We start from the raw sequence: 24,395 nt of genomic DNA, 5'->3' as shown, positions 1-24,395 counted from the left end.
AAATTGACGTTTTAAAATCGAAAAGAAATGATTAAAAATGATTTATTCTTAAGAGCGTTAAAAGGTGAAACAGTAGAGAGACCACCTGTATGGATGATGCGTCAAGCAGGTAGATATTTACCTGAATTTATCGCTTTGAGAGAGAAGTATGATTTTTTTACACGTTGTAGAATGCCTGAAATCGCAGCTGAGATTACAGTACAACCAATTCGTATTGTAAAGCCAGATGCAGCTATTTTATTCTCAGATATTTTAGTCGTACCACAAGCTATGAATATTGATGTAGAAATGAGACCAGGAGTAGGACCATGGGTACCTAATCCTATTCGTTCTGCTAAAGATGTGGAGCAAGTTATCGTACCTAATATCGAAGAGACTTTAGGCTATGTGATGGAAGCGATTAAAGTAACAAAAGAAATGTTGAATGACGAAGTGCCTTTGATTGGTTTCGCAGGATCTCCATGGACTATCTTTTGTTATGCAGTAGAGGGTAAAGGATCTAAGAGTTTTGACATTGCGAAGAGTATGTGTTTCTCTGATCCAGTAGCATCTCACACTTTATTACAAAAAATCACGGATACAACTATCTTATACCTTAAAGAGAAGGTAAAGGCAGGAGTAGATGCAGTACAGATATTTGATTCTTGGGGAGGTATGCTTTCTCCTGTTGATTACCAAGAATTCTCTTGGCAATATATCAATCAGATTGTAGAAGCTTTATCTGAAATCACTCCTGTTATCGTATTTGGTAAAGGATGTTGGTTTGCATTACCTGAGATGGCGAAGTCAAAAGCTTCTGCATTAGGAGTAGACTGGACTTGTAGCCCACAGAATGCTCGTCTATTCACAGGAGGAGATATCACATTACAAGGTAACTTTGACCCAAGTCGTTTAATGTCACCGATACCGACTATTAAAAAGATGGTACACGAGATGATCGATGCGTTTGGTAAAGATAAGTATATAGTGAACTTAGGTCACGGTATCTTACCTCATATCCCAGTTGATCATGCAAAAGCATTTATCGAAGCGGTAAAAGAATACGAACACAAGTAAAATATTGACAGAAAAGCCTGCCGAAGTACGACGTAGGCTTTTTTGTTTTACTATATCATTTGACCTATGTTAAACAAAGGAACAAAAAGTGAAGAAGAAAGACGTATAGAGTCTATTGTTCAGAAGTTGTCTTCTATTGGATTTACCCCAGAGGACAAGAAATTAATAGAAGATCTAGATGTAGAGCTTCAGAAGATAGGCTTGAGTTATGAACAACTGTTGATAACAGAAGGTAAGGACTTAGCCTTGCACTTACATAAATTCCACTTCCCTTGGGATAAGATGGAAGAGTTTACAGATTTATTAGTGAAGTGGTCTTCTCAAGAACCTTCATTAAAAGCAAAAGCAAAGGCTGTCTATCAATATATTCAAGATGAGAGTAAAGCATTCTCATTTAATATCATGACTAAGATTAGTCGTCTATAAACAACAATGATAATAATACGAAAGGGGCTTTTAATAGTTTATTATATTCTTTCAGTAGTTCTGTTGGTGTGTTTTTACAATTCTTTTTTTAAGGACTGTAAAGGCGCAAAAACAATCAATTATGAAGCTATAGTTATCCCTTTTTGTGTTATTGTTTTGACGGTAGTAACATATACACTATTGTTTATTCTGAATATGATAGAAAAACGAAACGCTATTTATCAATTCAAAAGAGTGACAATTGTATTTTTAATAATGAGTGTGCTTACAGTAGTAGGTTATGCTTTATTTATAATATGAAAGAACAGTTTTATCAATATATACAACAGCTTCAAGATACCATTACGAAAGGACTTGAAGAAGTCGATGGAAAAGCAAAATTCCAACAAGACCTTTGGGAGCGCCTTGAAGGTGGAGGGGGACGTACTCGTGTAATTGAGAATGGTAATGTATTCGAAAAAGGAGGAGTGAATATCTCTGCCGTACACGGACCGTTGCCAGTAGCGATGCAAAAGTATTTTAATGTAGGAGATGTAGATTTCTTTGCGTGTGGATTGTCTTTAGTACTTCACCCGAAAAGTCCGATGGTTCCTACAGTACATGCTAATTGGCGTTACTTTGAGATGTATGATAAAGAAGGTACAGTAGTGCGTTCTTGGTTCGGTGGAGGGCAAGACCTAACACCCTATTACTTATTCGAAGAAGATGCTATACACTTTCACAGTGTGTGTAAATCAGCGTGTGATAAGCATAGTTCAGCGTTTTATCCACAGTATAAGAAGCAGTGTGATGAGTACTTTTGGAATGCACATAGAGAAGAAGCACGTGGTGTCGGAGGATTGTTCTTTGATCGCTTAGAAGCTACGGAGGCAATGTCTATGAAACAATGGTTTAACTTCGTTACAGAAGTGGGGAATAGCTTTTTAGAGGCATATGTGCCTATCGTAGAAAGACGCAAAGAATTGCCATATACAGAAGAACAACGCACATGGCAAGAAATCAGAAGAGGTAGATATGTTGAGTTCAACCTTGTACACGATAAGGGAACTTTGTTTGGCTTAAAAACCAATGGACGTATCGAATCTATTTTAATGAGTTTACCACCACACGTACAGTGGGTGTATGACCACCATCCTGAAGAAGGAAGTGAAGAAGATAAGTTGTTAAAGGTGTTGGTTAATCCTGTTGATTGGGTAAAGTAGAGACGCAATACTTTGTGTCTACCACAATATGCCACAACAATCGCGCGGATTTGCAATCCGTGCACTAACAATTACATATAAACATATAAAACCAAAATAATTATGTTTCCATTACAAAGAGGTAGAAGATTAAGAACAAATGAGTCTATTCGTAGTTTGGTAAGAGAAACTATTGTGACTCCACAAGATTTTATGTTTCCTATGTTTATAGCAGAAGGTACGAATGTACAAGAAGCTATTCCATCAATGCCAGGGATGTTTAGACGTTCTGTGGATTTGACTGTAAAGGAAGTAAAAGAATTATATGCATTGGGTATTCGCGCAGTGAATATCTATGTGAAAGTAAGTGAGCATTTGAAAGATAACGCAGGTACAGAAGCTTGGAATGCGAATGGATTAATGCAAACAGCGATTAAAGCGATTAAAGATGCATGTCCGGGTATGATCGTTATGCCAGACGTAGCTTTAGATCCTTATTCTATCTATGGACACGATGGTATTATCGAGAATGGTGTAGTAGTAAATGACCCTACGGCAGAGGCCTTAATGAAAATGAGTGTATCTCATGCTGAAGCAGGGGCTGACTTCGTAGCACCAAGTGATATGATGGACGGGCGTATCTTGCGTATGCGTGAGGCGTTAGACCAATCAGGATATACTGATGTAGGTATTATGAGTTATTCTGCTAAATATGCTTCTGCGTTCTATGGTCCATTCCGTGATGCTTTAGACAGTGCTCCAAAAGCAGATATGGAAATACCAAAAGATAAAAAGACATATCAAATGGATTATGCTAACCGTATCGAGGCTGTAAAAGAAGCTTTATATGATGTGGAAGAGGGTGCTGATATCCTTATGGTAAAGCCAGGTATGGCTTATTTAGATATCGTACGCGAAGTGAAAGACGCAGTGAATGTGCCTGTAGCAGTATACCAAGTATCTGGTGAGTATGCGATGGTAAAGGCCGCATCAGAAAGAGGATGGCTTGACCATGATCAGATCATGATGGAACAATTGACTTGTATTAAGCGTGCAGGAGCAAGTATTATTTCTACTTACTTTGCTAAAGAAGCCGCAGTACTTTTGAATAAATAGTGGTATCAAATATAATAAATTGAAGAAGCTCAGTGATTAAGTTCACTGAGCTTTTTTGTTATAACTTTTTTGATAAAAATTAAAATAAAACCATTTGTAAATATCTTACAACGTTTGTTTTTTTAGCTATTTACTATCAATATATTAAATCTTTAAAGCCTTCAAATCTTATTTATTAGCTTGTTTGTCGCGGATTCTCTTTTCTTCCAAGTAGCTTTCTTCTGAAGTTTGACCATATGGATTCTCAGGATTGTAGTAGATTACAATTTTTTCTCCTTTATCCTTTGATAAGAAGGTGTCTTGTGCATATTCTGCAACGATTGTTTCTCCTTTGACTGTTACAAACTGTATTTTGTATAATGTTTTTTGTCCTTTTCCAATTCTACCATTGCCATAGGTGTCTAAGATTGTAGCTTCAGCCTTCTCATAGTTGGTGTAGTAAAAATCTGTTTTGTTCATGTCTTGTCGGTTCGGCATATAGACATATAAGAAATACATTATCCCTGCACATAATACAAGTGGGAGTAAGATAACCTTCCAGTTTCCTTTTTTTAATTCACTTATTACTTTTGATAAGTCCGGAGCAGAATTTTGTTGATTCATAGTAATATTTTTTTGTTAAAATTAACACTATTGTTTGTGATTAGAAAGTGTGTGGTCAAAATAGTTGGTTTTAATAATTTATGAGTTAATTTGTATTGGATAACAAGGCGTCATATCTAGCCTAAATTTAAGCAGAAGTAAAATGATGGATTTTAAAAATAAAACATATCAATTAGCAGAGTTTATCTTGCTTGTTAAAGATCGAAAAGAAAGAACCACGGAGTATAATCCAGCCTTTCATTATGCTATTTATGCTGTAGAAGACGAGGTGGATGAGGATTTAGCGATTTATGTGGGCGAACCAGTTGAGGTAACAGATAATGATGAAGAGATTTACCCTAGCGAAGTTATAGAACAAGAGATGTGGTATTTGTGTTCTGATGAAGACATTCAGGATGTAGTAGATTTGGCAATAAGTCAAAAACCTTCTGCAACGATGGAGGAGCTAGTGATGGCGCTAGATTACTATCTGACTATAGACGACTTTATAGATCTAATAGATGAATAAGTAATATCGCTTATTCATTATCGATAAATGGTAAGTAGGACTAAGTTTTTTTGTCCGATTATTACACTAAAAGGACTGTTTTGTATAGTTGGAAGTTTAAGTTGTTTTTCTATTTTTGATGGAACAATAAAACAACAACGATGACAACAATTATTAAAAATAGTTTGCTTTTCCTTGCAACAACTCTCTTTATAGCATGTGGAGGAAAAGAACAGCCAGAAGCAGTATACGAATCTGAACGTGGAGAAACGGCAGAGCTGTCTATGTCTGAAAAACTCAAGTTAGGAGAGAAGATATTCACAGGTAAAGGTAACTGTACTACTTGTCATATGGCTGATAAAAAATTAATAGGGCCGAGTATACAAGATATTGTGAAAGGTTATGATGCTAATGGGGCTGACTTAGATGCATTCTTACGCGGTAAAGCCAATGCTATTATCGAACCTGCACAATTCCCAATGATGGAAGCAAACCTGACTATTACTAAAAAACTCTCTGCTGTAGAAATGGAATCACTGATCGCTTATATGCGCAGTCTATAGGTATTTATACTTAATTAAAATATTTTAAGCCCTGGATCATACGATGCAGGGCTTTTGTGTTTATAAGATTAAAGGCAGTGTAGCGAGGTTTTTTATCCTGTTTGATAGGCGTTTATATCATGTTAAAACTTTGTAGTGAGAGTATTTGAGACAGTCTTTTTTATGGTTATAAAGGGGGGTGGTCGGCTTGTGGTCGGCATGTGATGGGCATATGGTCGGCTTAAAAGTACTAAAAACAGCCTATCACCTGCCTATCATATAGGTATCAGCTAGGGATCAACTTGGATATGTACTATAAGTATTGTAGCATTGACGTAATGGAATTTTAAAAGGGAAGTGGAGCTTTTAGGCAGTAATATTCTTTATTGATGTAGGGTATTGGATTGTTGCTTATTTTATTTTGAATAGCGTTTTTTTTTAGAGGAATAAAGTGTAGTGTCCGGATATTAGTCATAAAAGTACAATTGAATCAAAACCCTTGTAGTTACTGGCTATTTAGAAGCATTCTACGATTTTATAAGGACTTTAATTAGTAATTTTACTAAACAAAAATAAACTAACAATTCAATGGACTTCATATATCAAGATCCGTATCCGATTCAGAAAGATGATACGCAGTACAAAAAGATTTCTTCTGACTATGTAAAAGTAGAAAAATTAGGAGATAGAGAGATATTAGTGGTTGATCCTAAAGCGATTGAGATGATTGCTGAGACAGCGATGACAGATGTGTCATTCATGTTAAGAACATCGCACTTAGAAAAATTAAAAGCTATCCTAGATGATCCGGAAGCGACAGATAACGATCGTTTTGTGGCTTATAACTTATTGCAAAACGCAAAAGTAGCAGTAGAAGGACAATTGCCTTCTTGTCAAGATACTGGTACTGCTATCGTAGTGGCAAAAAAAGGTGAAAACGTATATACGGGATCGAATGATGCTGAGAGTTTATCTAAAGGTATCTTCGAAACGTACCAAAAGAAAAACCTTCGTTACTCACAGATCGTTCCAATCAGTATGTTCGAAGAGAAAAATTCAGGGTCTAACTTGCCTGCACAGATTGATATCTATGCTACTCAAGGGGCTAAATATGAGTTCTTATTTTTAGCAAAAGGTGGAGGGTCTGCTAACAAGACATTCTTATACCAAAAAACTAAGTCATTACTTAATGACAAGAACTTAACAGAGTTTATTAAAGAAAAAATAATGGACTTAGGTACTGCTGCATGTCCTCCATATCACTTAGCTTTAGTGATCGGTGGAACATCTGCTGAGGCTAACTTAGCAGCAGTGAAGAAGGCATCTGCAGGGTACTATGATAACTTACCTACTTCTGGGAATATGGGAGGTCAAGCATTCCGTGACCTTGAGTGGGAGAAAAAATTACAATTAATCTGCCAAGAGTCTAGAATCGGTGCACAGTTCGGAGGTAAATACTTTACTCACGATGTACGTGTGATCCGTCTACCTCGCCACGCTGCTTCATGTCCAGTAGGATTGGGAGTATCTTGTTCGGCAGATAGAAATATTAAAGCGAAAATCACTGCAGAGGGATTATTCGTAGAACAATTAGAGACTGATCCAGGACGCTTCTTACCTGCAGTAGCTCCTCACTTAGAAGAGCCTGTGGTAATCGACTTGGACAAGCCAATGAAAGAACAATTAGCAGAGTTAACGAAGCATCCTATCAAAACTCGTGTAATGTTAAACGGAACTGTTATCGTGGCGCGCGACATCGCTCACGCTAAGATCCAAGAGATGTTAGACAATGGACAAGAGATGCCAGAATACTTCAAGAATCATCCAGTGTACTATGCAGGGCCAGCTAAGACTCCAGATGGTATGCCATCAGGAAGCTTTGGACCAACTACAGCAGGGCGTATGGATCCTTATGTAGATAGTTTCCAAGCGGTAGGTGGAAGTATGATTATGTTAGCGAAAGGTAACCGTAGCCAAGCGGTAACTGATGCGTGTAAAAAACACGGAGGGTTCTACCTTGGTTCTATCGGTGGACCAGCTGCTATCCTTGCGAAAGAGAATATCTTAAGCGTAGAAGTGGTTGACTTCCCAGAATTAGGAATGGAAGCTGTACGTAAGATCGTAGTGAAAGACTTCCCTGCCTTCATCATCACTGATGATAAAGGAAATGACTTCTTCGCTGACCTATAGTATTTAATTAGGAATGTTTGCCTACGGTATGAGGTAATTAGTTTTGCCTAATGAATAAGCTGTAGATAGCAACAGGAATAAGAATAAACTAACAATTTATAGACGACAATTAAAAGCCGATACTAGCGACAGTATCGGCTTTTTTATTGGGAATTTAGAATTAGTAATGTTTGCCTACAGCATTCTATACGCTATGGACATCTTCTATATCAAGGTACAGACGCATTATTATACGTGTCACCCTTCACATGTACTAAAAATGTCTATGAGATATTTTCTTAACGCTCTGTTCTGTGTCTCCCAACAGGCAAAGGAGATTACTTTACAATCAAGGTAAGTAGCCTAATGATTTGTGTATAGAAATTCTAAATGTTTGAATTTTAATGTTTTGAAAATAATAATTGTTGTAGATTTGTAGGGTAAATGAGAAGTTATGAAGAAGACAGAGACTATTAATACAGTAAAGAACTTGGTAGAGAATAAAAATCAAGTTAAGGCTTATATGAAAGGACAAATCACTAGAATGGAATTAGTAGAAAGAGGGGTTAAGTTGGTTAAACCTTTTTAGTAAGATTGATGGCTTATCAGTTCTATTGGGATGATCAAATAGGTATGTATTCTTTTATTACAGATAAAGGAGTGTCTTATGGTGTATCTTTTTTGGAAGACTTTACTTTAGATTTTGATGAGGATGGATTAATAGAGAACGTTTATCAAATTATATTAGAACAGATTAGGAGTAATCAAAGCAATAATAAAGGATTTGATGATGAGATAGCTCATACAATTGGAGATATTGTAGTTAAATTCTTTTTATCGGATAGACATAAGGTTCTTGTATATGTATGCGATAATAATGATAATAAAGCACTAGGACGTTCTATACTGTTTAATAAATGGTTTGTTCAATTTAACTCGCTAGGTTTGTATAAATTTGATAAGGTTTTGGATATTGATGGTCGTAAAATCTATACTTCGTTGTTAGTACATAAAGAGAATGTTCAGTTTGATGTAATAGTAAAAAGGTATCAAAGATTAGAACAGAGTTTTAAACCTGAAGAATAATATAAACAGCCCTATTCTAGTAAAGAATAGGGCTGTTTATTTAAACTTACTTCTTATATCTTAAGAGTAGTAATAAGCTAATTAGGAGTAATAAAGCTGCTATGGAAAAGGCTATACCAGGTAAGTATGGTAAGGTATTGTCCTGTGTGTATAGGTAGAAACAATAGGTAAATAATGGTGGAGCCACAATAGTGGTTAATCCATTAAGGCTTCCTAATACCCCTTGTAGTTCTCCTTGATGTTGCTGATCTAGTGACTTAGAGAGCATAGACTGAAAACCTGTCTGTTGTATACTTCCTAGTAAGTATAATGTGATACCTACCCAGAGTTGTATTTCAGTAACACAATAACTCAATAAGAGTAATCCTATAAAGCTGGTTAATAAACCGATGTAGACAAGTCTTTGGTCTGATAGTTTAGTAGACAAGTATTGTAACAGATATACTTGTACTAAGAAACCTATAATTCCTATAATGGTTAGTGATATCCCGACCTGCTGTTTACTCCAGTCAAACTGTATCATGGTATAGAATGACCACGTACTCTCCATACTATGGGATGCAGCAGATAATAAAAAGAATACAATAAACAATACACTTAGTTGTTTAAAGCGTTTGATACTTTTTAGAGATTGTAGAGGGGAGATCTCTTTTAGTGATAATCGCTTCAGTGAACCTGAAGTATTGGTTTCTGGAAAGAAGAAATACCCATAAAGAACATTTAATAAACCTAATATTCCCGCAAAGTAGAAAGGGTAGGTAAAATGATATTCTCCTAATAACCCTCCTACTAAAGGGCCTATGATAAAGCCAATATTAAAAGCTGCATTTAAATAGCCGAAGTATTTCGTTCTGTTATCTTCATCCGTAACATCTGTAATCGTAGCTGATGCCACGGCAAAGGTAGCACCTGTCACTCCCGCGATAAGCCGACTGATGAATAGTAGCCAATAACTATGAGCAAGTGCCATAATAAAACAGTCTATAGAGAATCCAAAAAGAGAAAGTAATAATACTCGTCTACGTCCATAACGATCGCTAATAATCCCTAAGATTGGTGCAAAGATAAATTGCATAAAGGCGTAAGCTAACGTAAGTACACCTCCGTACTTCGCTGCTGTGCTGAGGTCAGCATGTAGTACGTGTTCTAATAGTTCCGGTAATACTGGAAAGATAATACCGAAGCCAGCACTGTCTAATATAATGGTGATCGTAATGAATATTACGATGCTGTTAATCTTGTTTGATTGCATAAGTATATATAATAAAATAACTGTACCCTAAAGATTGGGTACGCTTAAATAAACGAAGTCAATTGCTACGTTGTAGTGTGTGACTGTGATTTACAATGTTATTTTACTATTGCTGCATAATGGGCAAAGATAATGTGTAAAGGATTTATTATCAAAGAGTAATTGCCTTTTTTTAAAATAAGAGAACAGATGTGTACAGTTCTATAACGTTATATTTCTATGAATTTTAGTACCTTGCTTACTCATTTGTAAGTACCATGAACGATCTATTATCTTATATATACAATAACCCTTCTAGCTTAACGAAAGGCAAGGGAGGGGACGAATTATTCTTAGCGAAGTACAGTGAGATACAGAAGAAGACTGATGCTCCATGCTTTTTTTGGGGTAATGTGAAGGATCCTTTTATTATGGCACGTTGTTTAATCACGTTGTCTAATGTGGTGAAGTCTAGTTTTAATTTATCTCCTGCTGATCTAGCTAAGCTAAAAGACCCTATTGCTACAGCAGGGGATGGTAGAGTGCGATTCGAAGGATTCTCTCACTGTGCAGGAGTGTACGCTCGTGTAGATGTATTGCCTGATGGGTTAGATGGGGAGTTCTTAGAGAATGGGACTACGAATGTAGACTTTAACCAGCCGATGCTTACTGCGCTGAATAGTATTAAGCAAAAGGAAAATGTACTGCTGTCAATAGGTCAGAAGGAGGTTAGTATTCAGACTGAGGATAAGAAAATAGTAGAACGAAAAGTACCTCTTCCGATCAAGTGGATTAAAGGATTGAGTACGGTACAGATCTATCTGTCTAAGGCAGAGCGAGTGCATACATTTAATAAAATACAGACACAACAACTGTTTAGAGGGATTCCTAAGGGGGTGATTAAGACAGATTATTATCTAACAGTACGTGGTAATATGCCTGTATTCACACCTGTTAAGTCTGCTAATGCAGTTTGTGTAGGAGGTATTCATCGCTTGAGATTGTTAGAGCCTTTGTTGCCTTATATAGATACTATGCAAGTGTATCCACATCCTGATATGCAGAGCACAACTTGGCAGTTGTATTTTGGAGATATTCGATTTAGTTTGTCTTTATCTCGTGAAACTTTTAGAGGGTTCTCGGGAGAGGGAGCTGCGCTAGAGTCGTTAATCGACGATGTGGATGATGAGTGGATAGATGCGATGGATAAATACGCTTATGCGAACCAACGCTTTAACCCGACGATGTTTGCGATGGAAGAAGGGATGAGTTTCACTGATGCGGATAGTCTGACAGGACGATTAGCTGCTATGGGATTATTAGGTTTTGATTTAGATGACAATGCTTTCTTTTATCGAAGATTGCCCTTTAAGTTAGAGCGTGTTATGAGTCTTAATCCTCGTTTAAAGAATGCTGAGAAGTTAATCGCTGAGAATAAGGTTGAGATTATCGGCAATGCCAATGGACGTGTAGAAGCTCGTGTAGATGGTACGGGAGGTGTACGCCATACGGTAATTTTAGATGATGACCAAGAGAGATGTACTTGTGAGTGGTATGGAAAATATCAGGGAGATAGAGGTATGTGTAAGCATGTGCTAGCGGTGAAGAAGGTAGTGGTTAACGGTTAATAGTTTACAGATAACAGTTACTGTGTGGAGATAGATGTTATGTACTATTGGCACACAACGGTAGGGGCGTAATACTTTACGCCCACCGAAAACATCTTTTAGATGTTTTCTTTATGTAATTGTGTGGATATACATGGCAATTGTTTTGAGAAAATACACGTCACGGATTACTCTGCCAACACGCCTCCTGTCCCATTAACTAAAAGATTCCACTGGACTCTTTCTTAGCGTTCTGACCTGCGCCAACGCAAGTATTGTGGTTGCTGTGTGGAGTTATATGTGTGATGCTTCCTTCGTCAGCATGACATAGATTGGAGATATGCATGGTATGGATTGCGTGGCGTATAGTGATACGCCCATACTACTGTGGATATAGATGTCTCGGATTCCTAATTTTAAATTCCTAATTCTTAATTGATTCTTCCTTACAATATTGTTATATTTTTATTACAGTATTTGGCAGTCGGATAATTTGAGATTAACTTTGCGCCATGCAAATAGACAAAAAAGACATCAGAAGTTTATCTAAGGAACAATTAAGAGATTTCTTTGTTTCTCAGGGAGATAAAGCATTTAGGGGAAACCAAGTATACGAGTGGTTATGGAGTAAAGGGGCTCATACTTTCGAGGATATGAGTAACTTATCTTTGGCTACACGTGAGATGCTAGATGCAAACTTCGTAATTAATCACATTAAGGTAGATAGTATGCAGGTTAGTTCTGATGGTACTATTAAGAATGGTGTGAAGTTACACGATGGTCTTATTGTAGAGTCTGTCTTAATCCCTACAGAAACGAGAACTACGGCTTGTGTGTCTTCACAAGTGGGGTGTAGCCTAGACTGTGAGTTTTGTGCTACTGCTCGTCTGAAGCGTATGCGTAATCTAAATCCTGATGAGATCTATGATCAGGTATTAACTATCGATCAACAGAGTCGTAAGAATCACGGACACCCGTTATCTAACATCGTGTTTATGGGAATGGGTGAGCCACTGATGAACTATAACAATGTGCAAGCAGCGATAGATAAAATCACTTCTGAAGAAGGGTTAGGAATGTCTCCTAAGCGTATCACTGTATCTACTTCAGGACTTCCTAAGATGATTAAGAAGTTAGCAGATGATGGCGTAAAATATAAGTTAGCGGTGTCTCTACACTCAGCTATCGAAGAGATACGCAATAAAATTATGCCCTTCACAAAGAGCTTTCCACTGACTGATTTGAGGGAGTCTTTAGAGTATTGGTATAGTAAAACGAAGAGTCGCGTGACGTATGAGTATGTGATTTGGAGAGGAATTAACGATGATAAGGCATCTATAGATGCGCTAGTGAAGTTCTGTAAATACGTACCATGTAAGGTAAATTTGATTGAGTATAATCCTATTGACGACGGAGAGTTTCAGCAAGCAGATGAGCAAGCTACCAATAATTATATCAAAGCTTTAGAGCGCAACGATATTACAGTAGTCGTTCGTCGTAGCCGTGGTAAAGATATTGATGCAGCTTGTGGACAGTTGGCTAATAAATCGTAATCAAAAACAGTAAATTTCTGTGTAATAGAAGACTTGACTATTTCTTAATAGTTTACTCCTAAAGGAAACTATTTAATGAGATAAAAAAGTCGTATTTTTGATTTCGATGAATATAGTACAGCAAATAAAACAGCCTATACAAAGTGAGATGGAACTTTTCGAAAAGAAGTTCCGCAACTCAATGACTACTAAGGTAGCCTTACTAAATAGAATCACTTACTATATAGTGAATAGAAAAGGGAAGCAAATGCGTCCTATGTTTGTATTCCTAGTGGCGAAGATGGTGGCAGGTGAGGTTAATGAGCGTACTTATCGAGGTGCTTCTGTTATAGAGCTAATACACACAGCAACTTTAGTACACGATGATGTCGTGGATGATAGTAATAAACGCCGTGGTTTTTTCTCACTAAATGCTTTATGGAAGAATAAGATAGCGGTGTTAGTGGGTGATTACTTATTAGCAAAAGGACTTCTATTATCTATAGACAATGGTGATTTTGATTTACTTCGTATTATCTCTGTGGCTGTACGTGAGATGAGCGAGGGTGAATTACTTCAGATAGAGAAAGCAAGACGTTTAGATATCACTGAAGAGGTGTATTATGAGATTATTCGCCAGAAGACTGCTACGCTTATAGCAGCATGTTGTGCCTTAGGAGCAGCCTCTGTTCAACCTGATGATGCTGAACTTATTGAGAAGATGCGTAAGTTCGGAGAGTTGATTGGTATGGCATTCCAAATAAAAGATGACTTGTTTGATTATACTGATGGTCCTATTGGTAAACCTACAGGTATAGATATCAAAGAACAAAAGATGACACTTCCGTTGATTTACACATTGAATACTTGTGAACCAAAAGAGAAGAAGTGGTTGATAAATTCTGTGAAGAATCACAATGAAGATAAAAGACGTGTGAAAGAAGTTATCGCATTCGTCAAACAAAAAGGAGGTCTTGAGTATGCTACTACTAAGATGGTAGAGTATCAACAAGAGGCTTTAAGTATACTACAAGAGTTTCCAGAATCTACTTATAGAGAAGCTCTATTTACGCTAGTAAATTATGTAATAGAAAGAAAAAAATAATTTTTTCACTTTCCTTACAACCTTTTTGTTTAGAATTGCGTCTATGTAAATAGATAAGCAATTCTAAATATTATGAAAGGTATTATTTTATTTATCACTTCGGTTATAATCCAGTTTATTATGTACATTTTAGACTTCTTTGAATAAGGAGGTTAGAAGCTATATTTAAGCAATAGAAGATTACTATTATGAAGTTGATAAGGCTACACAAAAAGAAATTAGAGGATTATATAGATGATCTGTGTGCTCATAAAAGAGTTGCGCAGAAGGAAGTCTATGACCTTGTGTCTGGTAAGATGCTTGCTGTCTGTAGACAGTACATTAAGGATATTCACTATGCAGAGGATGTGATGATTGCGGGGTTTATGAAAGTCTTTACAAATATAGAGAAGTTCGAAAGAAAAGGGAATTTCGAAGGCTGGGTAAGACGTATCATGGTGAATGAATCTATTTCTTTTTTACGAGTACAGAAAAACTTTCATTATATAGAAGATGTTGAGGTAAGAGAAGAAATTGCAGAAGATGATATAGAGCTGTCTATTGAGGATATACAACTACTAATAGATCAGTTGCCAGAAGGCTGTAGAACGGTGTTTAATTTATATGTAATAGAGGGATATAAACACCAAGAGATAGCAGAATTATTAAAAATACAAGAGGGGACATCTAAATCTCAGTTAGCACAGGCTAGAAAATTACTACAACAGCAATTAGCAATCTTAAAAACACAAGGGGTATGGAATGGAATAAAATAGATAAACAGTGGAAAGACAGTTTAGCAGATAGAGAGATAGTTCCTTCTTCTCAGGCATGGGATAAATTATCTTCTCAGTTAGATCAGCAGGCTAAAGCAAAGAGCAAGTCTAATGTGATGTGGTGGATAGGATTAGCAGCTAGTTTGTTGATTGGAGGATTCTCAGTAGTACAATTTATTGATCCGAGTTTAGATAATCAGGTAATACCTTCTATAGAATTGCCTAGTGTGGAAGAAATCGACAATACATTAGTAGAACAAGAAATACCCAAAATAGATACAATCTATAATCAAGAGAAAATAAGTGAACCTAGTACATCTCCTGTGATAACGCAGGAAGGAATTAATACACTGAAGCAAGAACATAAGCAATTAGCAAATGATGATATAGTGGTAGATACAATAAGTCCATTAAAACCACAAAATCTTCAAGAAGTATTCATAGAACCGGTAGTGAGTAAGTCTTCGAAGAAAATAGTGGTGAGTAGTGATGACCTGTTGAATCAAGTGGAAGGGGAAATAGAGGTCGAATACAGAGAATCTGTAATCAAAAAAATTTATGACAAGACCAAGAAGGTCATTGTAGAATTATCTAATTAGTCAATTATGAAACAAAAGAATACACTAGTTATGGCTCTTGCCTTATTTGCTACTTTAGGTATGTCTGGGCAAGTAAAAAAATTTAATAGGGAAGTAACTAGTATTGCTGTAAAGATTCAGAATAGTACAGTATCTGAAAAGGAAGCTTTAAAGATTAAGGTAGATTCCCTCAATGTGTTAGTCGAGAATAAGAAACTTACAGAAGAAGAAGTACAAGATCTAAAGAGTAAATTAGCTTTAGAGTCGTCTAAGAGGTTAGAAAATACTATAAATAATCTAAATGATAGCTTATCTAGTACTGTTCAGAGTCATGTGCAATATTCGATTAAATCAGGGGAACTATATGGAGATTCTGCTAAGGATCAGTCAGGCTCTGCAATTGTAATGGGTAGAAAAAACTACATACAGAGAGGTAATCGAATAGTAGGCGATAGACGCAATAGGTTTCAGATTCAATTTGCTTATGGGATGAGTAATCTAGTAACAGAAGGAGCTTTTGCTAATTCAGATATTCGCTATGTCCCTTCTAGCTTTATTCAGTGGGGATTTAATATCAATAGACGTCTATTGAAAGATAGTAACTTATTACACCTTAGATATGGGGTTTTATTAGAGTATAATAATCTAAAACCCACAGAACACCGTTATTTTGAAAAACAAGCTGATGGTCAAGTAGCTATTGTAGAACATGAGAAAGATTTGCGCAAGAATCGATTGGCAATACGTTCAGTACAGATACCTATTTATTTAGAGTTTGATTTCTCAAAACCTAAGATGAATGAGAAGACAGGTAGAACTTACTTTAGGAGTCAAGAGTCTTGGAGAGTTGGAGTAGGAGGTTTTGTAAACCTTAATCGAAAAGATACTTACCAAGTATATAGATACACAGATGAAGGACATGAATTTAGAACTAAAGAGAGAGTAGATCTTGATATTAATAAAGTAAGATATGGTTTAGGTGCTTATATCGGTAATGGAGATTGGAGTTTATTCGCTCAATATGAATTGACACCAATGTTTAAACACAGTGATATTAAACAGAATATGTGGTCATTTGGTGTAAGAGTAGATTTATAAATAGATATTAAAAGTGAATTATTAGGTTATTGGGAGTTGTTTTTGGATGATTTATTCTAGAAACAACTCTCTTTTCTTTTACCTTTGCATTTGCCAAAAATAGTTGAATGTCGCAATAATTCTATATATTGAGCTATAAATGAACTAAAATAAGTATATGATTTCCAAAAGTACTATAGATGCTGTATTTGACGCTGCTCGTGTAGAAGAGGTGATAGGTGACTTTGTAACTCTGAAAAAGTCAGGGAGTAATTACAAAGGACTAAGCCCCTTCGTTAACGAGAAAACACCATCATTTATGGTATCACCTGTTAAGCAGATTTGGAAAGACTTCAGTTCAGGTAAAGGTGGTAACGCTATTAGCTTTATTATGGAGCATGAGCACTTCTCTTATCCAGAGGCAATACGCTACTTAGCAAAGAAGTATGGTATCGAAATAGAGGAGACAGAACAAAGTGATGAGGAAAAAGAACAGCTGAACGAAAAGGAGAGTATGTTCATCGTGTCTGAGTTTGCAAAAAAGTACTTTGAAGAAACATTATTTCATGCAGAAGAAGGTAAGGCGATAGGAATGACTTACTTTAAGGAGAGAGGCTTTACTCAAGAAACAATAAAGGAATTTGGATTAGGATATTCCCCAGATCAGTGGAGTGCCTTTACAGATGTTGCGTTACAGAAGGGTTATTCTTTAGAGTATCTTGATAAAACAGGGCTAACTATTGTAAAGGAAGATCGTAAGTTTGATCGATTTAAGGGAAGAGTTATGTTTCCTATTCAGAGTATGTCTGGTCGAGTATTAGGATTCGGAGGGCGTATTTTGACTGCAGATAAGAAAGCTGCTAAGTATCTTAACTCTCCTGAGAGTGATATCTATCACAAGAGTAAAGTACTGTATGGTATCTATCATGCTAAACAGGAAATCGCCAAACAAGACAACTGTTTCTTAGTAGAAGGGTATACTGATGTTATACAGATGCATCAGACAGGTATAAAAAATGTCGTGGCGTCTTCTGGTACTGCACTTACACTTGATCAAATACGATTGATTAGTCGCTTGACTAAGAATATAACGATGTTATTCGATGGAGATGCTGCGGGTATTCGTGCTTCTCTTAGAGGGGTAGACTTGATATTAGAGGCAGGGATGAACGTACGAGTATGTCCCTTACCTGATGGAGAAGATCCTGATAGTTTCGCTAGAAAACATACAAAGGAACAGCTAGATGAATATTTTAAGGCAAATGCTACTGACTTTATCCGTTTTAAGGCAAACTTGTTAATGGATGAGGCTAAAAGTGATCCTATAAAGAAAGCAGAGTTAATTAGAGATATGGTACAGAGTATTTCTAAAATACCTGATCTCATTCAAAGAGAAATATATGTACAGGAATGTGCGCGTATTATGGATATTTCTGAGGATGTTATCTTTAATTCACTGGCACAAATAGGAAGAAAGGAATTAGCTGAGGCCAATAGAAAGTATACAGAGGAGAGAAAGCAGATGGAGGTAGTTCATTCTGATCTTTCGAAGAAAGAGGTGTTTGATAGGCTATATAATCATGAGCTTAAGATTATTGAAATACTGTTGTTGTATGGAAATGTTGAAGAGCAATTTGTAGAGCTTCTTTTAGACGTTAATGAAGAAAATGAAGTAATAGAAGTAGAGCATAAGGTAGAACAAAAAGTTTATGAAAGAGTTTATTTGAGCCTACAAGAAGATGAGGTACAACTAACGAATCCGATGTTTAAAATAATTTATAAGGATCTTATTGATTACTTTAATCACAATGTATGGGATTTAGAGAAGTATCTTAAAACTCTTAGTCCTGAGATGGCACAGGAGGTAACAAGTATTATAATGGAGGATGAGAAAGAGGTATTACATAAATGGGAATCTCAGAATATTATAGTTAAACAGAAAGAACAAGGAATATCTCAGTATGTGACTGAGAATATTTTAGCCTTTAGGAAGTTTCTCTTAGAAAAGATGATCGATAAGTACCAGGATAAATTAAGAGATATAGATATTGTTGATGAAAGAAGATCTTATGAAATCCTTTCTTTAATTGTTGATTATACGAATTTGAAGACTATGTTTGGGAAGCGTTTGGGTGAGGTTACTTCTAGATTTAGAGATCTATAGATAAACAAAAAAGAGGCAATAGCCTCTTTTCGTATTAATTATAGAATTGTACAGTAGTTATTATATCATATTGCTCACTTTTTGTTTTAGGAACAATGGTGTGGTAAGTAATATAACCATTATATTTAGAGCCTTTGTTCAATTTAATTTCTACATTTAGAATGTTTTGAAAGTTGTAATTACAGCTTTCTTTATAGAATGTTGATATGTCTATAATTCCACTAAAACGCTCTTCATATTTTTGTCCAATAATCAGCTCATCATATCTCCAATCTATAACATTTCTATAGTATTGAGCTCCATACACTCTATTTTGGAAGTCTCTTTCATTTCTAATAATAATATAGGAATCTCCTTTGAGCCCTTTTACATAGAAATTTAAAGGGCTAAAATTAGGTGTTTCTTTAAGTTGTAATGACCTATAGGTTTCATTACCACAGTAGTCATCATCTACTGAACATGAAGTCAGAGATATAGATAATATGGTAATTAAAAATAATAAATACTTTTTCATAACTAATATTTTTTTAACAAAGGTATTTGTTTTTAAGATATAGATGATAAAAAAGTATTTATTGAATAGTGATTATTTGAATTCTATAGGAATTATACAGACAGGTATAGGGTTAATCTTATGCTGATTGATTTTATTTAATCTACGATATATTTCAAAAACTTCTTTTTCTCTTCCTGTGAAGTCTTCTGCTTTAGCTCCTTTGTCGTGTGCTAGCATAGCTACTTCTAGTTCGTCATAGTTAGCACCTAATTGATCCTCATCTGAGCGTTCGTCACCAAATAATCCATCAGTAGGCTTGGCTATGATAATACTACTTGGAATACCTAAGTACTCTCCGATAGTGCGTACTTCTGATTTCATTAAATCTGCGATAGGGCTGACGTCTACTCCACCGTCACCATATTTAGTAAAGAAACCTACACCGAAGTCCTCTACTTTGTTACCTGTTCCAGCCACTAGACTCCTGTGTAGTCCAGCATAGTAGTATAATGTTGTCATACGTAGTCTAGCACGTGTGTTAGCTAATGTTAGGTTGAGGATTGCTTCATCTTTAGAAGAAGGTACAGATTCTTTAAATATCTCGAATGTAGAAGTTAAATTAGCTTCTGTAGATGTCACATTAGGAAACTTATTCTGTAAGAAATCTATATGTTCTTTAGCTCTTGATATTTGAGAAGGGTCTTGATGTATAGGCATTTCGACGCATAATAGAGGTAGTCCTGTCATCGCACATAAAGTAGATGTAACAGCAGAGTCTATACCTCCTGATATTCCTATAACATAACCGCTAACTCTTGCATTTTGAGCATAATTTTTTAACCAATTAACAATGTGGTTAGTAACTGCTTCTGTATTCATTTTAATATTGTTTGTCATGACTTTGAAGAATTATGGAATAGGTTGATATCTATCTTATTATATTTGTACTTTGAAAATAAAAAAAGATAAAATGACTTTTTCCAAATTTACTAATTTATCTAGTGTGGTTTTACTAGTTGGCTGTGTTTTTTGGTCAAGCTGTAGGGATATGAAAAGCGATCTTGAAAAAGAGATTGCGGAGATTCCTGTAGAAATGACTATTTCTCGTTTTGATGAAGAATTCTATAAGATGGATGTCTCACAGTTCGAAGAGGTTAAAAAAAAGCACCCTTATTTCTTTAATTCAAATCTATCGGATGATTTCTGGTTAGAGAAGAAAAAAGACACCTTGTTTATAGAATTAAATGAAGAAGTAGAGAAGAGGTTTACGGACTTGGGAAATCTACCTTCTCAATTAGAAGACTTCTTTAAGCATATCAAATACTATTATCCGCAAGAATCATCTAAGAAGAAAGTTATTACACTTATCTCAGAAGTAGATGTTACTGCGAAGGCTATCTACGCAGATTCGCTAGTTTTGATTGCTCTAGATACTTATTTAGGTAAAGATCACCGTTTTTATCAAGGCTTTCCTGATTATTTACGAGGCACGTTTGAATCAACACAAATTTTGCCTGATTTAGCGGAGAGTTTTCTTATCCAAAAAATATCTAGTAATAGAGACAAGACTTTTTTAGGAGGGGTAATACAATATGGGAAAACTCTATATGCAAAGAAGTTGCTACTGCCTAATATAGAAGATTCTTATATTATCGGATTTACACCTGAACAAATAAAATGGTGTCAAATGAATGAGCAGTATATGTGGAGATATTTCGTTGATAATAATTTGTTATATGATACTGACCCGAGATTATCTAGTAGGTTTTTAACAGCAGCTCCTTTTTCTAAGTATTATTTAGATATTGATGGAGATAGTCCAGGAAGAACAGGAGCTTGGTTGGGTTGGCAAATAGTTAACTCATATATGACGAATAATAATGTAACTTTGCAAGAACTTTTTAATAAAGAAGCAAAAGAAATATTTGAAAAATCAAAATATAAACCAAAGAAGTAATGAGTAAAAATCACGTTTCTGATATAAATATTAGAGTAGAATTAGACGAGAATAAGGTGCCAGATAAAATATTCTGGACTGCTGAAGATGGAGGTGTTAATGGTGCTGCGGCTAAGGCGATGTTATTATCTATATGGGATCATAAAGCGAAAGAAACTCTTCGCATAGATTTATGGACTAAAGACATGCCTGTGGATGAGATGAAAAAGTTTTTTCACCAAACATTAGTTGCGATGTCAGATACGTTTGAACGTGCAACTGAGGATGAAAAGATGGCCGCTACAATGAAAGATTTCTGTGATTACTTTGCAGAGAAGTTAGAATTAATTGAGAAGTAATAGACGATAAAAAAAGCGCTGTAAAATAATTATTTACAGCGCTTTTTATTGTAATAATGATTACACTACCATTAAGTTACATCCTCTTATATCTGAATGGTCAAATCGTCCTAATACTTCGAACGAACCGTCTTTATATTTCTTACCTAAGTCCTGTGTAGCTATAAATGAACAAGAGTTTACATTTGCTAGGTCGATTACGTTAACCCCACCCGTTTTTCCCTCTTCAATATATCTTAGTGCATCTTCAGGATCACGAATTAGGATGTCCATCCAAGGTGGACATTCGAAAATACCATCTCCAAAAGAATATCCTTGAGAAAGTAATTCAGTCATTCCGTATTCTGAATGTATTTTGGTAACTCCAAAACCACTGCATAAAACTTTGTGAAGTTCCTCTCTAATCATTTCTTTACGCCTTCCTTTCATACCTCCTGTTTCCATAATGATAGTATTACTAAGAGAAAATTGTTGCATCTCTATCATATCTAATAAAGCATAAGTAACACCTATAAGTAAGACATTCTTCCCTTGTTTATCTAAATCAACTAACATTTTAGCTAATTCTGCATAGTTGTTTAAGTAGAACCCGCTTTCAGGTTGATTAGACCCCTCTATTAAATCTTCTACCATATAGATAAGCGAAGATCCTTCTCTCTCTAGATAAGCTGGTAACAGAGCTAGAACAACATAATCTTCAATGTTGCCATAGAAATGTGAAAACGCAGCCCTAAAACTGTATTCATAATAAGTTAAGTCAGTCACATGATGTTTGCTAGTAATTACTCCCGTTGTACCACTACTAGTAAAAGTAATTTGTATTGCTTCACTAGAGCTCAGTATATCTTTACTTTTAAAAAACTCTATAGGCAAGAAAGGTACATCTACTAATGTTTTTACTTGTTCTGGTGTTTTATTAAGTAGGTTACAGAATTGTTGATAAACAGGGTTATACTCATACTGGAATCTAAAGACTTTCATAGCTGTTCTATGGAAATCTTTTTTAGTTTGTATTTGTATGATTTCTTCAGGTCTAAACACGGTGTAGTATATTTAAGTACAAAAATACAAATAAAAAAGAGCATCTCTTTTAGAGATACTCTTTTTAGAATATAAAATCATTAAAATGTAATTCTTTATTTTATAACTATCTTTCTAGTAGCTGTAGCGTTACTCTCTTTAATCTTCATTACATAGATTCCTGCATTAACGCTATAAGGTAAACTTAATTCTCTATTATTTACTGTTGTCGTAAATACCTTTTTTCCTACAACATTGTATAGTTCTACTTCTTTAGGTTCATTTTTAGTAGATTCAATGTACAATTTACCACTAGCCACAGCTGGGTTAGGGTAAATAGATAGCCCTTCAATATTCTGATTAGAATATCTAGGTTCATTATTATAGCGCAAACCACTTTGCGCAAATGCTGTACTTCCGCCTAGCATTGCAATGAACATTGTGATATAAAAGTATTTTTTTGCCATCTAACTAAAATTATGGTATAAAAGTAAAAATTTAAATTGATATAAAAAAACAAAAAAGTGCTTATTTATATAAATAAGCACTTTTTTTTAACATTTTTATATCTTAATTATTATAGACCTACTGTCCACCCTTTTGTCCAGTCTGGAACACCAGCACCATTACCAGCACCTTTTGCTTCACCAGTAGTGTATACTTTTGATACATCTATTGTTTCACCTTTCGTGTTTTTACCTGTAGTAGCTTTACCTACGTTGATTAGTTTAACGTTGCTTAAGATTAAAGAACCATTTTTAACATTGTCAATTGTTTCGTCATGTTCTACATCGAATGCAGTACCGAACGCTCCGATAACTACGTCAGAAATATTTCCTTTAGTTCCTTCACGTAATTTCATAGCAGTACCTTTTCCATCTACAGCAGGTAGTAATGTTACACCTTTGATTGTAGGGTTAGAGTAAGGATTAGCAGATCTGTTTTTTGCATTGTTGTCAGCTTCAAATCCTTTATCAGCTTCTCCTGATTGTTTTGAATACCAAAATTTATTGTCTGTACCTGACCATCCTTCTGTCCAGTCAAATTGATCATCATCATTGTTCGTAGATACTAAATATTGTGCACTTACTGTTCCACCGAACCACTCAAATCCATCATCAGAACCTTCGTGCGCTTGTACATATTGAATAGTAGTTCCACTACCAACACCGAATAATGAAAGACCGTTAAATTCTTTTTCACTATTGTAGTTAGCTCCTGCGTATTCTATTCTTAGATATTTGATTGATCCTGAGTTGTCGTTAGAAACAGTACCTCCATAAGTTAAGTCAGATACTTCAGCTGTCGCACTTACAGCTTTATTGATAGGTGCTTTACCACAGATTACTAAACCTCCCCAGCTTCCTCTTTTGGCAACATTTGCAGTCATAACCACAGGATTTGTTTTAGAACCTTCTACAAATATTTGTCCTCCTTGTGCTACTGCTATGTAAGACTGTGTTCCTCCTTCTCCAATGATTTTAACTCCTTCTGGTATGTTTAATGTTGCACCATCACCTACTACCAACTTAGATTTTAATTTATATGTTTTGTTAGCTTGAAGACTCACTTTATCACCTTTCTTCATTTCTCCCCCTATGACATCACCCTTTAAAATTCCTTCTTTTCCTCCATTATTATCGTTGTTGTCATCACTAGATGAACAGCTTACTAATGTTAATGTTGCTACTGCAATTGCGAATCCTGATCTTAATAATTTTTTCATGTGTAATATAGTTTTTTATATTTGTTTGATACAAAGATGTATAGAAATTGTTCGAAGGGTGTTAAGTGACTGTCATTGAATAATTAACTATTTGTAATTTTAATATTAACCATGTGTTAACTGTGTTAATTTGATGCTTTTTG

The 24,395-nt window shown here is 35.4% G+C and carries 25 protein-coding genes; 18 read left to right on the top strand and 7 right to left on the bottom strand.

Annotated features, from left to right (window positions below; all coding sequences use genetic code 11):
* Positions 1-27 precede the first annotated feature (27 nt).
* The 4 genes from hemE (at position 28) to hemB (ending at position 3,779) form a co-directional block, all read left to right on the top strand.
* Complete coding sequence (hemE, locus tag LNQ81_RS04420; RefSeq protein WP_229944967.1) at positions 28-1,056, top strand: uroporphyrinogen decarboxylase; 1,029 nt, start codon at positions 28-30, stop codon at positions 1,054-1,056.
* A gap of 66 nt (positions 1,057-1,122) precedes the next feature.
* Entirely contained in the window at positions 1,123-1,482 is a 360-nt protein-coding gene (locus LNQ81_RS04415; protein WP_229944966.1) for a hypothetical protein, read from the top strand.
* A gap of 296 nt (positions 1,483-1,778) precedes the next feature.
* Complete coding sequence (hemF, locus tag LNQ81_RS04410) at positions 1,779-2,684, top strand: oxygen-dependent coproporphyrinogen oxidase (protein WP_229944965.1); 906 nt, start codon at positions 1,779-1,781, stop codon at positions 2,682-2,684.
* Between the two features lie 102 nt (positions 2,685-2,786).
* Positions 2,787-3,779 carry a porphobilinogen synthase gene (gene hemB, locus LNQ81_RS04405; RefSeq protein WP_229944964.1) on the top strand — a complete coding sequence of 331 codons (993 nt, stop codon included), beginning with the start codon at positions 2,787-2,789 and terminating at the stop codon, positions 3,777-3,779.
* 168 nt (positions 3,780-3,947) lie between these two features.
* Here the strand turns inward: hemB and LNQ81_RS04400 are convergent, their stop codons facing one another.
* Entirely contained in the window at positions 3,948-4,382 is a 435-nt protein-coding gene (locus LNQ81_RS04400; RefSeq protein WP_229944963.1) for a DUF3592 domain-containing protein, read from the bottom strand.
* A 142-nt stretch (positions 4,383-4,524) separates the two neighbouring features.
* Between LNQ81_RS04400 and LNQ81_RS04395 the strand changes: the two genes are divergently transcribed.
* The 5 genes from LNQ81_RS04395 (at position 4,525) to LNQ81_RS04380 (ending at position 8,666) form a co-directional block, all read left to right on the top strand.
* The gene (locus tag LNQ81_RS04395) at positions 4,525-4,890 is read left to right on the top strand and encodes a DUF7716 domain-containing protein (protein ID WP_229944962.1); all 366 of its coding nucleotides are present in this window, start codon (positions 4,525-4,527) and stop codon (positions 4,888-4,890) included.
* 140 nt (positions 4,891-5,030) lie between these two features.
* The gene (locus LNQ81_RS04390) at positions 5,031-5,432 is read left to right on the top strand and encodes a c-type cytochrome (protein WP_229944961.1); all 402 of its coding nucleotides are present in this window, start codon (positions 5,031-5,033) and stop codon (positions 5,430-5,432) included.
* 567 nt (positions 5,433-5,999) lie between these two features.
* A complete protein-coding gene (locus LNQ81_RS04385) occupies positions 6,000-7,601 on the top strand; it encodes a fumarate hydratase (RefSeq protein WP_229944960.1) in 1,602 nt (533 codons plus the stop codon).
* A gap of 433 nt (positions 7,602-8,034) precedes the next feature.
* Positions 8,035-8,169: a hypothetical protein gene (locus tag LNQ81_RS18175; RefSeq protein ID WP_006266739.1), complete on the top strand. Its 135-nt coding sequence runs from the start codon at positions 8,035-8,037 to the stop codon at positions 8,167-8,169.
* 8 nt (positions 8,170-8,177) lie between these two features.
* On the top strand, positions 8,178-8,666 hold the full coding sequence (locus LNQ81_RS04380) for a DUF6169 family protein (protein ID WP_229944959.1): 489 nt from the start codon (positions 8,178-8,180) through the stop codon (positions 8,664-8,666).
* Between the two features lie 46 nt (positions 8,667-8,712).
* On the opposite strand, the gene LNQ81_RS04375 is transcribed toward LNQ81_RS04380, so the two are convergent.
* Positions 8,713-9,918, bottom strand: a complete 1,206-nt coding sequence (locus LNQ81_RS04375; RefSeq protein ID WP_229944958.1) for a TCR/Tet family MFS transporter — start codon at positions 9,916-9,918, stop codon at positions 8,713-8,715.
* 257 nt (positions 9,919-10,175) lie between these two features.
* Here LNQ81_RS04375 and LNQ81_RS04370 point away from each other — a divergent pair, with 257 nt between their 5' ends.
* The 7 genes from LNQ81_RS04370 to dnaG all read left to right on the top strand — a co-directional run bounded on the left by LNQ81_RS04370 (position 10,176) and on the right by dnaG (position 18,715).
* Entirely contained in the window at positions 10,176-11,525 is a 1,350-nt protein-coding gene (locus tag LNQ81_RS04370; protein WP_229944957.1) for an SWIM zinc finger family protein, read from the top strand.
* 491 nt (positions 11,526-12,016) lie between these two features.
* Positions 12,017-13,057, top strand: a complete 1,041-nt coding sequence (rlmN, locus tag LNQ81_RS04365) for a dual-specificity RNA methyltransferase RlmN (RefSeq protein WP_229944956.1) — start codon at positions 12,017-12,019, stop codon at positions 13,055-13,057.
* Positions 13,058-13,163: 106 nt separating this feature from the next.
* Positions 13,164-14,141 (top strand): polyprenyl synthetase family protein, encoded by a 978-nt coding sequence (locus LNQ81_RS04360; protein ID WP_229944955.1) that lies wholly within the window; start codon positions 13,164-13,166, stop codon positions 14,139-14,141.
* Positions 14,142-14,329: 188 nt separating this feature from the next.
* Positions 14,330-14,896, top strand: coding sequence for an RNA polymerase sigma factor (locus LNQ81_RS04355; RefSeq protein ID WP_229944954.1), 567 nt, complete (start codon positions 14,330-14,332; stop codon positions 14,894-14,896).
* A complete protein-coding gene (locus LNQ81_RS04350) occupies positions 14,878-15,495 on the top strand; it encodes a hypothetical protein (RefSeq protein WP_229944953.1) in 618 nt (205 codons plus the stop codon). Before LNQ81_RS04355 ends, LNQ81_RS04350 begins: the two co-directional genes overlap by 19 nt.
* Positions 15,496-15,501: 6 nt before the next feature.
* The gene (locus LNQ81_RS04345; RefSeq protein WP_229944952.1) at positions 15,502-16,572 is read left to right on the top strand and encodes a hypothetical protein; all 1,071 of its coding nucleotides are present in this window, start codon (positions 15,502-15,504) and stop codon (positions 16,570-16,572) included.
* Positions 16,573-16,729: 157 nt separating this feature from the next.
* Positions 16,730-18,715 carry a DNA primase gene (gene dnaG, locus LNQ81_RS04340; protein WP_229944951.1) on the top strand — a complete coding sequence of 662 codons (1,986 nt, stop codon included), beginning with the start codon at positions 16,730-16,732 and terminating at the stop codon, positions 18,713-18,715.
* Positions 18,716-18,749: 34 nt separating this feature from the next.
* Here dnaG and LNQ81_RS04335 read toward each other — a convergent pair whose 3' ends face one another.
* Together LNQ81_RS04335 and nadE are read right to left on the bottom strand one after the other, a co-directional pair.
* Positions 18,750-19,229, bottom strand: a complete 480-nt coding sequence (locus LNQ81_RS04335; protein WP_229944950.1) for a hypothetical protein — start codon at positions 19,227-19,229, stop codon at positions 18,750-18,752.
* A 72-nt stretch (positions 19,230-19,301) separates the two neighbouring features.
* Positions 19,302-20,108: an NAD(+) synthase gene (gene nadE, locus LNQ81_RS04330; protein WP_229944949.1), complete on the bottom strand. Its 807-nt coding sequence runs from the start codon at positions 20,106-20,108 to the stop codon at positions 19,302-19,304.
* Positions 20,109-20,181: 73 nt separating this feature from the next.
* Here nadE and gldB point away from each other — a divergent pair, with 73 nt between their 5' ends.
* Together gldB and gldC are read left to right on the top strand one after the other, a co-directional pair.
* Complete coding sequence (gene gldB, locus LNQ81_RS04325; protein WP_229944948.1) at positions 20,182-21,168, top strand: gliding motility lipoprotein GldB; 987 nt, start codon at positions 20,182-20,184, stop codon at positions 21,166-21,168.
* A complete protein-coding gene (gene gldC, locus LNQ81_RS04320; RefSeq protein ID WP_229944947.1) occupies positions 21,168-21,506 on the top strand; it encodes a gliding motility protein GldC in 339 nt (112 codons plus the stop codon). The genes gldB and gldC overlap by 1 nt, the downstream gene beginning before the upstream one ends.
* Positions 21,507-21,566: 60 nt before the next feature.
* Here the strand turns inward: gldC and LNQ81_RS04315 are convergent, their stop codons facing one another.
* The 3 genes from LNQ81_RS04315 to LNQ81_RS04305 form a co-directional block, all read right to left on the bottom strand.
* Positions 21,567-22,547, bottom strand: coding sequence for a LuxE/PaaK family acyltransferase (locus LNQ81_RS04315; RefSeq protein ID WP_229944946.1), 981 nt, complete (start codon positions 22,545-22,547; stop codon positions 21,567-21,569).
* 95 nt (positions 22,548-22,642) lie between these two features.
* Positions 22,643-22,993 carry a T9SS type A sorting domain-containing protein gene (locus tag LNQ81_RS04310; RefSeq protein WP_229944945.1) on the bottom strand — a complete coding sequence of 117 codons (351 nt, stop codon included), beginning with the start codon at positions 22,991-22,993 and terminating at the stop codon, positions 22,643-22,645.
* 110 nt (positions 22,994-23,103) lie between these two features.
* Positions 23,104-24,252, bottom strand: coding sequence for a hypothetical protein (locus tag LNQ81_RS04305; protein WP_229944944.1), 1,149 nt, complete (start codon positions 24,250-24,252; stop codon positions 23,104-23,106).
* Between the last annotated feature and the right edge of the window lie 143 nt (positions 24,253-24,395).

Origin of the sequence: Myroides oncorhynchi, assembly GCF_020905415.1 — a bacterium.
Lineage (GTDB): Bacteria > Bacteroidota > Bacteroidia > Flavobacteriales > Flavobacteriaceae > Flavobacterium > Flavobacterium oncorhynchi_A.
Note: the sequence above shows the minus strand (reverse complement) of the source record. Positions and strands in the feature narration are given on the sequence as shown.